This window comes from Changpingibacter yushuensis, from assembly GCF_014041995.1.
GTDB classification, from domain to species: domain Bacteria; phylum Actinomycetota; class Actinomycetes; order Actinomycetales; family Actinomycetaceae; genus Changpingibacter; species Changpingibacter yushuensis.
This window is the reverse complement of sequence record NZ_CP059492.1, coordinates 1,003,741-1,018,413: the sequence shown is the minus strand read 5'-3', so window position 1 is coordinate 1,018,413 and position 14,673 is coordinate 1,003,741. Positions and strand designations below refer to the sequence as shown.

The window sequence follows — 14,673 nt, the reverse complement described above, 5'->3', positions numbered from 1 at the left end:
TCATAGAACTGGTGTTGCAATCAGAAAGATGTTCTGTTCGTAATAGCCCTGGTCGTTCACGCTCCCCCCACATGTCGTCACAACTAAGCGCCGCTCTCCGGTGGAGGCGAAGTACTCTTGCGGGAATGCTTGGTGTTCGGCGACCCACATGTGGGTGACGGCCCATTCTTGAAGGGTTCCCTCTTCGTCTTTTGTCCATATGACTGAGCCAGCAGACACGTTCTCAATGCCCCAAAAGACCCCTCTGTTCGCGGCGGTGGCGACATGGGCAGCAACGAGTGTTGTCCCGTCAGTCCCACCAGCTAAAGGCCCACCGTCCGCATACCATGCGGCTGTCTGTGGGTTCGAAGGAATGACAAGTGTTTGAAATCCGCTGTACTTGGAATCTTCGAATGCCGTTTGGGCAACGATTGGCGCATATGCGTCGAGGGCCGGTATCCAGATGGAGGGGCCAGTCATGTCGTCGACGCTGAAATCTGTGTCACCGCCGACTTGTGCCTGCGCGGATTCGATCGCTTCTTCAGGGGATACTGAGTATGTCTGGGTGGGAAGTGGCATGGATTCCACTGGGGTCTTCTTCAATCCTTCACAGATGAGGAAGACGCCGCCCACCATGGCGAGAATGACAACGCATGAAAGCGCGATAACCCACCATCTGTGGGGCCGCGTGGTATTCAAGGTCGACATGCTCATATCTCCCTTGTGTGCGGAAAACCTGACACATGAAACACGGCGGGCGTAGAAAAGGCCTTGGGGTCAAAATCTGTATGGAAGCAACACTCGGGGCCGAACGTTTTGTCGACTTCGCCTTGGGTGTATGTCGAGCCGTCATGGGCGACATAGACGTTTGGATACTCTTCATCCGCCGTGATGTAGGTTGCCTCATCGGCTGACAGGAACTCGAAACGAACGTCCCCATTCGGCTGGCGTGTGCGGACATTACGGCCTGACTGGTGGGACTCGAGGACATCACATGTCTCACCGGAAGGGAGTATGTGGTGGCTCTCTTCCCGCTCTTCGGTCATCCAACGCACTATCACGGAGAACCCTTCATAGACGTGAGTGCGCATGGTCGCTTCGACACCGTGGATGGGGTCCTTTGCCTCGGCGATGGTCATGGATGGGGATAAGTGAAGACGCACGTGGAGGGAGTCAATGACGCCGGCGTATTCGTGGTCCACACCCGCGATCGGTTCGAGGTGATGCTCGATGACGGAACGCACAGGGTTGGTGAACATGGATTGTGCTGCACGCAGGACTTCTTCGTCAGGAGAATGCGTGTCCGCAGCGGCGAGTGTCACGCGTGATGCGCTATTGCGCGTGCACGTGGACATCCACTGCCCGTGGGGGTCTCGTGGATGGTCTTCTTCAGCGTATGGGGTGCTCACTCACTAGTGGTGTGCGGGTGTCAGACGAAATGCGTGTTTTTGTCATAGAGGTTTCGGTTGTGTAGGCACACATTCGCTGGGTATTGGGCGCGCCCCTGCCATTAGTGAGTCTCCGTCAGGAAGGCAGAGGTATCCTCGAAGATCGAGTCATCGAAGTCGGAGTGGAAACAACACGTGGTGGGGCTGAAACGCTCGTCAACATCCCTTTGGCTGAGTGTTTCGTTGCCGAAAGGATCGGTATAGGTTCCCGGTTCTTTGCCGGGGATGAAGGTGACGGGCACGAGATTGTCGACGCCATTGGTGTGTGCTGTTGTGTATTGTCGCCACTGGGGGTCGGAGCATCTGGCCGACAGTTCTCCAGTCCGCAAGTATGAGACGCTATCGAAGACACGTCCGTCCTCATCAATGGTGTGAACGTATGCGTGCCCAGCACTGGAGAAATCTATGCGGTAGGGCTCACTCTCACCCGAGCGTTGGCGCACCTCCATAGACATGCCGTCGCGCTCCATCATCACCAGTCTCTCGTCGCCTGGGTGGACGGCAATGGTGACACAGGTGTCCCCCACGAATCCTGTGAAGATGGGATGATTCTTGTCTGAGGCGCTGATGCCATGCTCGTCACAGAACTGGTAGGGACGCGCACTGGCCCGCCGCCCCATCTGGATGAACTCTCGCTCCTGGTCGGTAAACCGGCTCGGGTTGAGGCTCACCTGTCCGAGAGAGTGGACTCCCGGCTGGGCGCCGAACTGTCCGATGGGGTTGCGGTACTGTTCACGGCGGCTGGCCGCGTCATCACTGATATTCATACCGAGGTAGTGTGCGGCAGTCTCATTCGTAGTCGAACTTCCCGTCGTCATCGACAAAGAGTGAGACTTCTCCGAAGGACTGGGCAATGTCGGTGAGCTTGTCCCCATCGTCACCGAGTTCTCGATCCCAGAAACCCGTCCCATGGTGGTTGCGGGTCAACCAGAAGTTGTGGCCCACGTGGTCGGCAGACATACCGGTGCGTTCGATGATGGGTCCGGCTTGGGCGTAGAAGTCTTTCAGGTCCTGTGTCATCTGTTCGCAGGCGTGATCGGAGAAGTCGTACGCCGAGAGTTTGCCGTCCTCATTGATCTCATCGGCGTCCGTCCAGAACGCGGCACGCAGGGCGTTGTTTGCCGCAGTGTCGACTGTCGTGTCGTCGTATGACGTTTCAGGTGTGGACAGGCATACTCCGCTGGGTTCATTCACCCCCGACTGGGTACCAAACTGTCCGACAGGGTTGCGGTACTGTTCACGGCGACTAGCCGCGTCATCACTGATACTCATACCCCAGTTGTGTGCGGGGCCGCTGCGGTGAGGCTGAGAAACGCATCTCACGTTCGCCCGATGAGTCCACGTCGACCACGACACCTTCCCGTTCGATCGAAATGGAACTGACAACAAAGACGCCCGAGAAGTCAACTTTCACGTAGGCGTTGGCGAACACCCCTTCATAGGCACCCGGCTGCCCGGGCACGTTCCTCATGACCTTGTTGCAGAAGAACTGTTCGGTGTCACCCAGTGCTTGCTCCATGAGCTCAATGAGCTCGCAGGCGTTGGGAGACATAGATGATCCGTCGGTGATATCCAAGGTCCACGACTTCGTCAAGCGCACGTCGATCCTCCGCCTCCCGGACAGTATTCCCTTCGTACGAACATGAACAACCACACGTTCGAGGTGACAAACCCGGATGACGACACGGTCATCGTGAAAGGTGATCTACCACAGGAAACAAGTCGGGATGATGAGGATATCTTCGACGCAGTGACGAGATTCTCCAACGACACCGACGAGTCCACCTACTCCGAGTCCGACAACTCTATGCACTGGAACGTGACAGCCGAATAAGCCACCACCTGACACACAGCACGCTCGCAGTCATGAGAGTCATGGGTGCGAGCGTGTTTGTCTGTCGGGTAGTCCGACGATGTCAACCCATGCGTTCGGGTCGCGAAAGATGCTGCGGTCCTGGCCCCGAACCCACGCATTCCACGCCTTGCACATGGTGGCGTACACGTCTGCACGCGTGCGGTCGTTGTTGCGGCGATTCTTCGACCGATCAATATAGCTCGAGAGCGCATACCGGGGGTCGGACTGGGAGCGCAGCCCCACACGCTTTGCGACGGGGGTCAAGAACTCATCACAGATGACGTTAACCGGAGCACCAGCGCAGAGTGCGTCGTAGGTGAAGGCACCTACCGACGTTGCTCCGAGAAGATGGAAGCGTTGCCCGATAGGCACGGACGCCTCCATGACCTCAAGGTTCAACTCGCGCAGTCGGGAAAGCAACTGAGCGTTGGTCAGATGTATTGCGGAGGTTGAGAAGCTCTCAAGGGTGCGGGTCCTGCGGATCGTCAACAACTTCGTTACCGAAGCAACAAGATTCTGGTTGGGGAAAGAGAACTCGGACAAAGCCAAGGCGTCAGTTCCGGAGCGTCGGCGTCCAGTGTCGATGACATCAAAGACATCCGGGTCCACACCCCACGTGATCATGATCGGGATCGTCGTGTCCGAAGAGACAATCGCAGCGAGGCGATGTTGCCCGTCAATGAGGTTGATGTCCTTGTCGATGGCGATACCTTGGTGAGTGAGTTTCCACTCGCCATTTTCAATGGTGGAAGCCAGTGTTTTCACCACTGGGGCTGAGAGGGGCCGGTTGTGGTTGTTGAACTCTCGCAGCCACACATCAGCAACTTCTGGTGTCATCATGCACATCTGAAAACCAAACTCGTCAGTGATGAGGTCGAGAGGGTTAGCGGGCGCTTTGGGATAGTCGGTCATATGGGCGCTCCTTTCACTGGCCTAGTGTGCGGGAGCGCCCCAACCAGACATTTCAGGCGAACATCTTGTCAAAGAAGGCGAACGCGTCCTCTTTCAACCCCGGGTTGTTCATGATCGGGGCGTAATCGAACCGAGAGAACCGGGACGGGTCCAACATCCGATTACGCACCCCGAGCCGCTCGTGCGCATATACCTCGAAAAGGCGGGAGTGAATCTCAGTTGGGGTCGTGTAGTAGTCCCGCCCATACTTGCCCGTCCGGTCAGCGGGCACATCCAGCGTCGCCGAATAGCGCTGAGCTAGTGACGAGAATCCTTTCGACAGTGACGGGGAGGAATAGACCATGTGGTCGTAGTAATGACCCATCTCGTGAACGAACGATCCCGATGTGTGAACGTCGATCGCAACCGTGTTGTGGTGAGGCGAGAATAGCCCAGCGGCCCGGTGCTTACCCAAATAGCGGATGCGCAACTTCGGCTTGCGATCTTCAGGGATGGGTGGAAGCTTGTCTTTCGTGTCAGCCCACGCCTCTTCGAACTCCTTCCAATCGGCCTCGGAGACATCATTGTCGATCTCCACCTGATCGAACGAGTCATTCAACTGTGTCTGAGACATGAGACGCTGATGGATGGTGTCGGGGTGCTTTTTGTCCGAGAATGCCGTGGCAATTTCGGACTTGCGATCCGAGACATACTTCTTGTTCAGCTGGAAGTTACGGCCCTCATTCTGGGCCTGCATCAATGACTTCTTGGTGGCGGAAAGCTCTTCGAGTAGAGCAACCCTCTCTTCCCTCGTCCCAATCTGGGTGAAGTGACTGTAGAGGTCGCTGCCCGTCACGTGCTGAATACGGGCGGCCCCCGCCAATGAACGGGCATCGAGCATGTAGAACCCGCGCCCCTCAACAGCCGGATCGCCAGGGTTTCGGCGAAACGTGTACCGAGCAAACGCGCTGCCGGACCTGTGGGAGGAGATGATGACCTGCGCATCACCGACCCTGCCCACCCACGCGTGCTCCCCCGGATTCTTCCCGAGGAAGCCACGTGTTTTGTCGCTCACCTCTGTCAGTCCGGTGATCCCCAACGATCCTGCCAGCTCGGAAATCGTCTCAAAATCCAATGTCTCATCTTGCGGGGTGGAGGCTGCCTTTGCGAGGTTATCAAGTGAACGCTTCGTCTCAAGGTCCGTGGAGAAGAACCTCTTAGGCATCCCATCAAAACGGGCCTCATATTCGTCTTCTTGCCTCTGACGCTCTTCAATGAAGGAATAGCGGACGGGGGTTTGGACGAGGCTGATCGCCCCCGGCGCATTTACTCCCGGCTGGGTTCCATATTCTCCGGTCGGACGACGGAACTGCTCTTGGCGCTCACGGGCACCCGCACTCATGTTCATGCCCTAGTAGTGTGCGGCGGTCTCACTTACCAACAAGCGAGACAACGAGGTTTCCCCCGCCCCCGGTTTGGCACGTCTGAAGGAGAATGGTTCCGGGCAAGGAAAGGAGCTTTGACGACTCATCCCTTTGAACGCCCCACGTCATGGCAGTAACTGTGTACGTCCCGGATATGAGGCCTGTCAGTGTGACTGTTTCTCCCACATTCCACGTCGTCCATTCCCTCGCACCGGCGCTATTGTGCATGGCGATGTAGGGCTTTCCGAGCCAGCCTGCGACGTCGTCGATATAGACGGCCCCGCTGCGTTGGTCGATCTCTGCCTGTCCGCCGTGGGTCCGTATCCACACCGCGTGTGCGGACGTGGTTGGCGTTGATTGCACCGTGGGTACGGGAGTCGAACTGCTCGAAGGTGTGGATGAAGAGGCCACGGAGTCAGATGAGGCAGCGGGGGCAGAGCCCTGCTCTACATACGTGCCACTGACCCACCCGCCACGCTCAAGCTCATACCACCCGTTGCTCGTGGCCACATAGGAGACACTTTCCCCCGCAGACAGGGACCCATTGGCCGCATAATCGACCCCCGGACCACCACGCACATTCAACGAGGGCACGCTCGTGTGAAGCACCCCCTTGGCTGGTGTGGAGACATATGACGGCTCCGCGCTGGGGGTCGGGGAGGCGGTGGGGCTGGCAGTCTGTGGACTCGGGGAGACAGTGGGACTGGCAGTCTGTGTAGCCGACGGGCTGGGTCGGGGCGTTGGTGAGGCAAGCCCCACCTCCATCACGGCATTCGACGCAACCGTCGGAGAAGACTTCGCCGTCACAGACACAGAACTGGGCGCTTCAGACCACGCACACGCCACAACACACAGTGAGACAAGCGCCGCGCCCGCAACGCCAGACACACGCCTCATGACATGCTCCCCGCGTCAGTCACGTCAATGTGACAGCGTCCGGGTTCGTCTGCCACGAGTGTGAACGAACCGTCGGAGAGCATGTCGCTGGTGACTGTTGCCTCTCCATGAGTCACCGATACTCGCGTGGATGAACCTGCCAAGACGATACGAACATCGGCCTGGCCTGTGGTTCCAGCGAACACAAGAGTCGACCCATCCACAGGCGCGATGTGGTGCGCATTGCAGAAGTCGATCGGGTCGGTGTGGGCTGCACTGGCGAGGTCAATGGCTCGCGTCATCGACGCAGAGAAATGATGAGAAAGAAAGTCCATACATTCCCTGTGTGCGGGACACCGTGCTGGCGAACCCGGTGGGGAGGCATCCGCACACTACCTATGTATGCTTGGACGTTCACACACCATTTCTGGCCTCGCGGCCGCCTCCATCTGTCTGACTCTCAACCCACAGCCGGTCCCCACAATCATTGCCACGACAGCGCTTGTCGCAGGTGCGGCCATCGCGCCGGACCTCGATCATTCGGGGGCGACCATCTCTCGTTCGCTTCCCCCGCTGACAAAAGTCGTGTCCCATGGCGTCAACATCATCTCTGGTGGACACCGCAAAGGCACTCACTCTGTCGTCGGGTGGCTCATCCTTGGCGCGCTCGCCTATTTCGCCTCGTTGTGGCATGTGACGATCCCTGAGATTGATTCGGCAGTCCTTACCATTCATGAGACGACGCTGAATATGGGGGCAGGGCTACTCATCGGCTTCATGGCCGGCATCGCCTTGGCTGCCCTCCACTTGGATCCGGGAGGGATCCCCGGATGGTTTGTCGCTGCCGGTATGGCCATCATGGGATTCCTTGTCGCCATGAACCCACTCATCATTGCTGCGTGCATGGCTGGTGGAGCTGCGGTTCACTCTGTGGCCGGAGACATGCTCACGACAGAAGGCGTTCCGCTCCTCTACCCATTCATCACGACGAACCTGCGCGTGCCAATCCTTGGGGACACGGGGTCAACGCGAGAAAAGGCCTACGTCATCTCCTTAACGGTTGTGGCCATCGCCTTCCCCATCATCTACTACATCGGCTGGCCGATGCTCATGTCGCATCTGGGCTAGGTTCCATTCCCATTGCGCGACAGATGGCATCCACAGCCACCAGACTCGTCTCATACCACTCGGTTCCACCTGTCAGGCTCTCCACATGCTTACCACACAGGGTGAGGATTGCATGGATGTGGCTTTCGGCGTCAAACGGGTCGGGGCAAGGGTAAATCCGAAGGACAACGAGGTCTTCGGGAACTTCCGTGTGGCGGCGTTGAGTTTCCAAGCGTCGAAGCATTGATGTGCTCGCACCAATCTTCATCTTCATGTCGCGCTGGACATCGCCCGCCCCGATGTAGGTCGGATACGAGTAGACGTAAACGCCCGGTTCCTGATGTGGCGGCTCCTCCCCTGTCAGCCTGCTGAGAAGCTGCCAACACTCCTCGACGAGCCTCATGTCGAGAGACGTGTCGATCGTCCTGCGCAGGAACGACGCTGCGTATTCTCTGGGCAGTGGGTGAAGTCGGGATTCGGGCACCTCACCACACAGGTAGCGGATGGCCCACACAAACGTTGTGATGCTTCGGGAGTTCTTGTGGCCAACCTCGCGAGCGAGGGTTCGTGGGGGTTTGTGGTAGATCCACAGTCCCCGATAGACGGTTCCGATGAACATGGTGTCGTCTGCGAGTGCATCGTCAACGCTCATGTTCGCTGTGTTCCTTTCGTGGGGTACATGCAAAGGAGGTGTGGTTGCTCGGTTGGGCAACCACACCTCCTTTGTCCTAGTTGTCGTCAGTCGGTTGTCCGACGACGGATGGCGAGAAGTGCGCCTCCGCCGACAAGGACGATGCCGGTAATGAACATTCCGACGACGGACGCGCCTGTGTGGGCAAGGCCGCCCGAACCGCTTCCGTCAACAACTGTGGCGTTCCACGGGTCCGCATCGGAGACTCTGGCGCCGGTGTAGATGGATTCTCCAGTTGCCGTCACATTGTCGGTATGGGTGGTGTCAGCTGTGAGGCCCGTCAGGGTCCCCGTGCATTCAACTGACGTGCCAACATTGAGAGTGAGGGAAGCCAGCGGCGTCTCGCAGGAGATGTCTTCCATCGTTCCCGTACCGGAAGTGGTCTCATCCGTCAGGGTGATGTTCGTCAGCGGCACGTCGCCGGTGTTGGTGATGGTGAAGCCGATCTTGACCGACGTATCATCCGTGACTTCGAGCGCATCGTCAGCCGAGTCGCGGTCGCCGTGATCCTTGCCGGATTCGACGTCCCACTTCTCAACATCAATGGCTGGGTTTTCCGGAGTGTACGTCCACACGACGTTGGTGTCGCGTTCGACGTTGTTGTAGGTTTCCGTCGCAACATTCTCGACCTTGTCCGACGGTGCAATACGAATCATCTGCGTGTAGACGGAGAATGACTGCGAAAGGTCCGTGCGGGTGTTGATGAGATCGAGGAATGCGTCGGTTGCCGTGATTGTGAAGGTGTAGGAATCTTCATCGAACGTGACATTGAAGAGTCGTGTTGCCGTCTCTGTTTCGTGTCCCGCCGAATCTTGGAGAAGGTCACCCTTGGCGTAGACGAGTGTGTCTCCGTTGTAGATGTCTTCATTGGCGTAGACCGCCCACGTTCCCGTGTAGTAGTCATACGTCTTGTCGAAGGTGTCGGTGATGGACCACTGGCTCGCCTCGTAGGCCCGGTTAGCTGGGATGGAGGAAGAGTTGAGCTGGTAGTTGAACACTGAGTTGAGTTCGATTTCCTTGCCGGTGAGGGACTCGCTGTTCGTTGCCTCGGAGGCCACGACATCCTTGTCAGGATTGATGTCCTTGAGCGGGTTGGACACGATCTTCGTCAGGAAGGTCATGTTCTCGATGTTCTGGGTGGCCTGGTTCTCGATGACGTACCCATCGGTCTGCTGCGTCACCGTCGCGCGGAAGGTGATGTAGTAGGTGTTGCCAAGCAACGACTGGTCGATGATGGGGGTCGTGCCCGGGATGATGTCGGCGGCTGCATATGCAGCGAGGTCGGTGGGCTGCGGGTCTCCGGAGACCACCTCACCCGCACTGTTGGTGGAGTCGACCTGTCTAGCAAAGACATACAGCTTGCCGTCGGAAACTTGGATGTTGAACTTGGATGTGACATCCTCGCCCGTTTCCTTGTTTGTCACGACAACATTGGAGGCGGCCACGTCGAGGTAGTCCTCGTCGTAGTCGTCGATCATTCCGAGCTTGTGGACATAGTAGGCGAGCTTGTCGGCGCTTATGGAGGCGTCTAGCGTCAGGCGGTACACGATGGTGTCCCCCTTGACGACAGTCTTTCCATCAATGTCGATGAGGTCGGTGTTGAGGTCTTCCTTATCGGGGGTGACCGTGGGGATGGTGACAGTCGGAATCTCGGTGGCGGTCTTCGCGCCATTGATGATTTCGAATGCCTGATTCTCAACGGTGGTACCGGCAGCGACATCGTCGTTCACGGTACCCGTGAAGCGGAGAGTCAACCAGCCCTGGGTGAGCCATTCGGAGCCTTCCCCGAGATTGGCGGCAACCCACTTGTCGGTGAACGTGACGGTGAAGGAATGACCGGACTCATCCCATGTCAGGGTGTAGTTCTTGGCCGCAATAGCCTTGGGGTTGGTCGCGTCACGCGAATCCCAGATCTCCACGGAGGACTTGTCTGGTGTGAAGTTGACGTCGTAGACGTCCTGAACTGCCAGCGATGTGACGCCGCGAGCGGTGTTGCTCGGGATGTTCAGATCAATGCCAACCGAGTACTCCAGCTTCTGGCCCGCGAAGACGGACAGTCCGTTGATGTTCTCGTAGGCGTTGTCGCCATCTTCTTCGTTGGATCCCAAAACCTGCTTGTTCGGGTTGGGGGTCCACGTGTAGACCGGAGGCTCGTTGGTTGCAATGGTCTCGTTGTTCCATTGTTCCCATCCGGCATTGGTCAACCTGACCGTCTCACCATCGGTGTCGTAGTCGTCGCGGAACTGACCCGAGATGACCAGCTTGACGGTGCGGCACTTGTCGGCGGACGACAGGGCGCGGTTATTGTCGACCGGCGCGCTCTTGCACTGACCGGCAGTCTGGGACAAGAACTCCTCGTTTGCGGTCGCCGTGGTGACGGTGCCGTCGATACTGATCGTGAACTGGTTGGTGACGTCAGTGTAGGTGCCGCTGTCTTTGGAGTCCTCGTAATAGACCTTCACTTGGGAGGCGTCAGAGAAGTCGACGTACTGGGACGCATCGGTCCAGTCGTCAGCAATGACGTATTGGGTGAGGTTTCCTGCGAGGTTGGCTGGGACAGAGCCGTTGACAACAGCTGACACGGCATCGCCCATGAGGAACACCTTGTTATCGGCACCCGCCTGATTGGTCTGATCCGGATCAGAGGCAACAAGTGCGCCTTCTTCATCAAGAACCCACACCTTGTCCGGTGTCGGGGTGACCTTGCGGGTGGTCGCGGAATTGCCCGTAACGCACGTGTCTCCCGACGTCCCGTAGCACGCCTTCGAGTCGTCCGTGATCGTGTAGTCCTCGCCTGTCGGCAAGACATAGGTTGGCACGACGAGCATGTAGTCCGATCCGGTGTACTTCGACGGGATGTCGGAGATAGTGGCCGAGACAGTCACTTGCCCGTCAGTGTCACGGTTGATCGTGACCTTCGCACCATTGACCTTGTCCCGATCGGGGTTGAGCACGTAGACGGCCGATGGATCGTCTGCGGTTGTCGAGCCGATGTAGACCTGATCTGTCTGAATGGTGTCGGTGATGGACATGGTCGAGTATCCGGCAGTATTCGCCATGATGATGGCGTTGTAGCTCATTCCAGATGCGAGGACTTGTGTATCACTCAGGGAATCCGCCGGGTCACCAGTGGTGAGGGACTTGTACGGACTGGGAATAGACGCCGTCCATGTCTCTGATGCCTCACGGTTAGGCGTATCAACGGAGGTGGTCAAACCCCCTTGGGCGGCAACCTTGACGTCAAACCAGAACTTACCCGAAGGCCATCCGGTCCACCCAAAGTCCGAGGGGGTAAAGGTTGGTGACTTCGTGTCCCCAGACGTGGATATGTTCACGCTCTTGGTGACCTGAGCCGCGTTGCTTTCAACGCCGTCCCAGTGAAGTGTGACATCCCCGGACACAGTGTCGCGGGTCGTTGGCGTGCTGGATGCGTGGATGGTGTCTTGTACTGCTCCTGCCGAGCCCGCCAAGGGGAAGGTGGAGCTCGCTGTGGTTGTTACATCAAGGGTGTATCCCGAATCGGGTTCGAGGTCGTTGAGCGCCACGCAGACGACAGAGACTGTTGAACCCACCTTGTTGAACTGGGCTTGAAACTCGTCGTAGACAGCTTGAACTTCGTCAGACTCGTAACCTGCTAGTCCGGACTTTGCTGTTGCCCACTGGTCCCCAAAGTCGGCTCTCCCATATTCGGTTCCGGTTGTCCCGAGGGAGTGCTGCCCGTTGTAGAAGTTGGGCGCATACCAGACCATGAGTCCAACGACGCGGGCGGTCTTTGCACCCGTGGTTCGCGCGACGGCCTGATTGATGGCTGTCTGGCATGTCGAATCGACAGTGTCCTTGCCGTAGGAGCCTGTGACAAAGCTTCCTCCCGTGTAGGAGGTGATCTGATTCCACGCGAAATCCGTGGAATCCTGTCCCCAACCTTGTGCGGGGTTGCCTGCTAAGGCTTCCGTTCTATTATCTGCAACGTAGAGGACCTGCTGGAGGTTAGCGGCGCTTCCACCACTACCTCCTGCTGCTCCGCCTCCTGTGGCGGCGGTGGCGGCTGGCGCTATTGTCAGACCGGACAGGAGAAGAACTCCTGCGGTCAGAGCGGACGCCGCCGCTTTCATTCTGATGGAGAGGCTCACACCGTTTCCTTTCTATGACGAAGGGTGTGCGCGGAACCGTGGAAGGTTCCATCTCCTATGTGTGCGGAAGATCTGGGGAACCCCGTGGTGTGTGTTCATTCACTCCGCACGACCCGCACACGAAGTAGCCATGACTTACGAAACTGTCTATGTCCACAGCTACAACAACGCCGTTGTGCGCACGGTCGTCCAACACGGATCACGCCTGTTCATCGCCGCAGACATTGCCCGTGAGCTTCACATTCGCAACATTCAGACTCTCGTCACCGGACTGGGTGAGCGGCGAGTACGGAAGGTGACGATTGCTACCATCACCGGACGCGGACGCACAGTCACCGTGTTGACCCAAGCCGGGGCACGCCTCGCATCTACACGCCACGGGGACGACAGACTCGCCCACTGGATCACCCACCTGCCCGAACCGGTAGACACGATCATTCAGCCGGAGGTCGACACGTCCCGACCGCCAGCCCCACGCGAGTGCATCTATCCCGGATGCCATCGCACCCCGAAAGAGACAAAGCTGTGGTGCAGCCGTCATCGCTACCGGGAGGTCTACCAGCGCCCCATGGACATGCCAGTTGGAACGAGACGTCCTCAAGGTGTCGTCTGCTCGGTTCCTGAATGTGGACAGAAACTCCATGGACGCGGACTGTGCAACAAGCATTACCACCGACTCAAGACGACGGGCGATCCTCTCGTGACCCTCGTCGCCGAACGAACACCATGCTCGATACCAGGATGCCCTCGCGTTTCCAACGAGACGGGCCTGTGCAAGTACCATCGAGAACACCCTCATGAGGTTGTCTATCGTCCGGCCAAAGTGTGTAGCCAGTGTGGAGACAAGCACTATGCGAAAGGTCTATGCCGACCCTGCTACACGTCGAAGTGGTTCCGCGACCATCATCAACGCGTGCCCATCGCCGCATGAGAATCTGTCAGAAGGGCCCGGTATTTTCATCTCACAGACAACGCACGCCCCTCACCGGGTGACCGGCAAGGGGCGTGAGAAGAGGTGTGGTCGCGTTTCAGGGGTTCTTCGAGATCGTCACCCACTTACCATTCCTGCATTGGGTCGTATATCCAAGCGACGAAATACTGATTTGTCCGTCGGTGCATGTTGTAACTTGCGTGCCGGGAGCGAAGCCAACAGAGCCGGACTTACCGCCGCTGCCGCCTGAGCTCGAAGAGGAACCGCTCGAACTCGACGAACCGGATGAGGATGATGAGCCTGACGATGACGAACCGGATGAGGACGACGTGCCAGACCACCTGCCCGATGACGAGTTGGACGCTTGCGCCGCAGCTTTGGCTGCCGCCGCTTCAGCAGCCGCCTTGGCCGCAGCTTCCTCTGCGGCAGCCTTCGTCGCAGCCACCGTCTCAGTGACAGACGTGGATGCCTTCGTCACCGACGCGGCAAGAGAATCCATGTCTTCCACCATGGCAAGCAGACCATCCACATCCGTCGGATCGTCGGCATCCCGAGCCTCAATCGCCGCATCGAGCTTGTCTCGCAAGTCTTGGCGAGTCTCGTTGCTTGAGACCTTACCCTCTGAGTCCTTGAGAACCTTCTCTCCTGCGGTGATCGCGTCAGTCAGGGCCTCGTGGGAATCATTGAACGTGGCGGTTGCCGCCTCAAGCCGGGCTGTGGCGATCCCCTCGGACAAAGACTGAGAACTGGCGGAGACCGCGCCAATGGCAGTGCGCAAGCTCTGATCCAATGCGGTGAGTCTTTCGGTGTTCTCCTTCTTCTCCATGACCGACTCGGTAGGGAAAGTCACCGTGTCGGCAGCATTGATACCCACAACACCGCCGTCATCACCGAGTCGATAGAAGCCCGCCGTGGAGGGAACATCGCTCCACAGATCATCGGTATTCGTATCCAGCACGCTGACATCGGCGAGCGTAAATGTCTCCTCCGATTCGGCGGGAGTGAAGATGTCCAGATCAACGGTCTCCAGAATCCCCTCCAGTGCCTCACGGTCAGTTGTGGAGGCCTTTGTCAGGGATGTGTCGACGTCAGTGTCACCAATCGAATCGGTTACGAGTCCGGCATACGCGACTGTCCCTCGGGCAACTCCCAACGTCTGGGCAAGCGAGGTGGCGGCTTCCTTCCATTCGGCGATGCGGTTGTCTCGGGCGTTGCTTCGCCAGACAAGAACGCCGGCGAAGATGACTGCGATGGCAACAAAGGCGGAAATGCCCGCAATCCACGCCTTACGGTGAGTAGACATGTGTTCTCCTTGAGAGTCTTCAGTTTATTGTCGCCTGT

At 58.1% G+C, this 14,673-nt stretch carries 15 protein-coding genes; 3 read left to right on the top strand and 12 right to left on the bottom strand.

Annotated features, from left to right (window positions below; translation table 11 throughout):
* The 5 genes from H2O17_RS04330 to H2O17_RS04310 all read right to left on the bottom strand — a co-directional run bounded on the left by H2O17_RS04330 (position 1) and on the right by H2O17_RS04310 (position 3,027).
* Entirely contained in the window at positions 1-687 is a 687-nt protein-coding gene (locus H2O17_RS04330; RefSeq protein ID WP_182050518.1) for a class F sortase, read from the bottom strand.
* A 2-nt stretch (positions 688-689) separates the two neighbouring features.
* Complete coding sequence (locus tag H2O17_RS04325) at positions 690-1,388, bottom strand: hypothetical protein (RefSeq protein ID WP_182050517.1); 699 nt, start codon at positions 1,386-1,388, stop codon at positions 690-692.
* A gap of 101 nt (positions 1,389-1,489) precedes the next feature.
* Complete coding sequence (locus H2O17_RS04320; RefSeq protein ID WP_182050516.1) at positions 1,490-2,194, bottom strand: hypothetical protein; 705 nt, start codon at positions 2,192-2,194, stop codon at positions 1,490-1,492.
* Positions 2,195-2,216: 22 nt separating this feature from the next.
* Complete coding sequence (locus H2O17_RS04315) at positions 2,217-2,699, bottom strand: hypothetical protein (protein ID WP_182050515.1); 483 nt, start codon at positions 2,697-2,699, stop codon at positions 2,217-2,219.
* A complete protein-coding gene (locus H2O17_RS04310; RefSeq protein ID WP_182050514.1) occupies positions 2,686-3,027 on the bottom strand; it encodes a hypothetical protein in 342 nt (113 codons plus the stop codon). Before H2O17_RS04310 ends, H2O17_RS04315 begins: the two co-directional genes overlap by 14 nt.
* Before the next feature lie 42 nt (positions 3,028-3,069).
* On the opposite strand from H2O17_RS04310, the gene H2O17_RS04305 reads away from it, so the two are divergent.
* Positions 3,070-3,261, top strand: coding sequence for a hypothetical protein (locus tag H2O17_RS04305; protein WP_182050513.1), 192 nt, complete (start codon positions 3,070-3,072; stop codon positions 3,259-3,261).
* Positions 3,262-3,300: 39 nt separating this feature from the next.
* On the opposite strand, the gene H2O17_RS04300 is transcribed toward H2O17_RS04305, so the two are convergent.
* From H2O17_RS04300 to H2O17_RS04285, 4 genes are read right to left on the bottom strand one after another with little or no spacing between them, the layout of a single operon-like run.
* Positions 3,301-4,194, bottom strand: a complete 894-nt coding sequence (locus H2O17_RS04300; protein WP_182050512.1) for a hypothetical protein — start codon at positions 4,192-4,194, stop codon at positions 3,301-3,303.
* A gap of 52 nt (positions 4,195-4,246) precedes the next feature.
* On the bottom strand, positions 4,247-5,581 hold the full coding sequence (locus H2O17_RS04295) for a hypothetical protein (protein ID WP_182050511.1): 1,335 nt from the start codon (positions 5,579-5,581) through the stop codon (positions 4,247-4,249).
* Positions 5,582-5,603: 22 nt separating this feature from the next.
* Complete coding sequence (locus tag H2O17_RS04290; protein WP_182050510.1) at positions 5,604-6,494, bottom strand: SH3 domain-containing protein; 891 nt, start codon at positions 6,492-6,494, stop codon at positions 5,604-5,606.
* Entirely contained in the window at positions 6,491-6,808 is a 318-nt protein-coding gene (locus H2O17_RS04285; protein ID WP_182050509.1) for a hypothetical protein, read from the bottom strand. The genes H2O17_RS04290 and H2O17_RS04285 overlap by 4 nt, the downstream gene beginning before the upstream one ends.
* A gap of 67 nt (positions 6,809-6,875) precedes the next feature.
* Here H2O17_RS04285 and H2O17_RS04280 point away from each other — a divergent pair, with 67 nt between their 5' ends.
* A complete protein-coding gene (locus tag H2O17_RS04280) occupies positions 6,876-7,601 on the top strand; it encodes a metal-dependent hydrolase (RefSeq protein WP_182050508.1) in 726 nt (241 codons plus the stop codon).
* Here H2O17_RS04280 and H2O17_RS04275 read toward each other — a convergent pair.
* Both H2O17_RS04275 and H2O17_RS04270 read right to left on the bottom strand, forming a co-directional pair.
* Positions 7,582-8,232, bottom strand: a complete 651-nt coding sequence (locus tag H2O17_RS04275; RefSeq protein WP_182050507.1) for a GIY-YIG nuclease family protein — start codon at positions 8,230-8,232, stop codon at positions 7,582-7,584. The two genes, H2O17_RS04280 and H2O17_RS04275, sit on opposite strands and share 20 nt — an antisense overlap.
* Positions 8,233-8,318: 86 nt before the next feature.
* On the bottom strand, positions 8,319-12,401 hold the full coding sequence (locus tag H2O17_RS04270) for an LPXTG cell wall anchor domain-containing protein (protein WP_182050506.1): 4,083 nt from the start codon (positions 12,399-12,401) through the stop codon (positions 8,319-8,321).
* Between the two features lie 130 nt (positions 12,402-12,531).
* Here H2O17_RS04270 and H2O17_RS04265 point away from each other — a divergent pair, with 130 nt between their 5' ends.
* Positions 12,532-13,332: a BRO-N domain-containing protein gene (locus H2O17_RS04265; protein ID WP_182050505.1), complete on the top strand. Its 801-nt coding sequence runs from the start codon at positions 12,532-12,534 to the stop codon at positions 13,330-13,332.
* Positions 13,333-13,429: 97 nt separating this feature from the next.
* Here the strand turns inward: H2O17_RS04265 and H2O17_RS04260 are convergent, their stop codons facing one another.
* Complete coding sequence (locus tag H2O17_RS04260) at positions 13,430-14,635, bottom strand: hypothetical protein (protein ID WP_182050504.1); 1,206 nt, start codon at positions 14,633-14,635, stop codon at positions 13,430-13,432.
* Positions 14,636-14,673: the final 38 nt, after the last annotated feature.

Excerpts from the sequence above, each read along its gene's own strand:
- H2O17_RS04280 (WP_182050508.1), top strand. The coding sequence starts at position 6,876 with ATGCTTGGACGTTCACACACCATTTCTGGCCTCGCGGCCGCCTCCATC.
- H2O17_RS04265 (WP_182050505.1), top strand. The coding sequence starts at position 12,532 with ATGACTTACGAAACTGTCTATGTCCACAGCTACAACAACGCCGTTGTG.
- H2O17_RS04330 (WP_182050518.1), bottom strand. The coding sequence starts at position 687 with ATGTCGACCTTGAATACCACGCGGCCCCACAGATGGTGGGTTATCGCG.
- H2O17_RS04290 (WP_182050510.1), bottom strand. The coding sequence starts at position 6,494 with ATGAGGCGTGTGTCTGGCGTTGCGGGCGCGGCGCTTGTCTCACTGTGT.
- H2O17_RS04295 (WP_182050511.1), bottom strand. The coding sequence starts at position 5,581 with ATGAACATGAGTGCGGGTGCCCGTGAGCGCCAAGAGCAGTTCCGTCGT.
- H2O17_RS04260 (WP_182050504.1), bottom strand. The coding sequence starts at position 14,635 with ATGTCTACTCACCGTAAGGCGTGGATTGCGGGCATTTCCGCCTTTGTT.
- H2O17_RS04305 (WP_182050513.1), top strand. The coding sequence starts at position 3,070 with ATGAACAACCACACGTTCGAGGTGACAAACCCGGATGACGACACGGTC.
- H2O17_RS04315 (WP_182050515.1), bottom strand. The coding sequence starts at position 2,699 with ATGAGTATCAGTGATGACGCGGCTAGTCGCCGTGAACAGTACCGCAAC.
- H2O17_RS04275 (WP_182050507.1), bottom strand. The coding sequence starts at position 8,232 with ATGAGCGTTGACGATGCACTCGCAGACGACACCATGTTCATCGGAACC.
- H2O17_RS04300 (WP_182050512.1), bottom strand. The coding sequence starts at position 4,194 with ATGACCGACTATCCCAAAGCGCCCGCTAACCCTCTCGACCTCATCACT.
- H2O17_RS04320 (WP_182050516.1), bottom strand. The coding sequence starts at position 2,194 with ATGAATATCAGTGATGACGCGGCCAGCCGCCGTGAACAGTACCGCAAC.
- H2O17_RS04285 (WP_182050509.1), bottom strand. The coding sequence starts at position 6,808 with ATGGACTTTCTTTCTCATCATTTCTCTGCGTCGATGACGCGAGCCATT.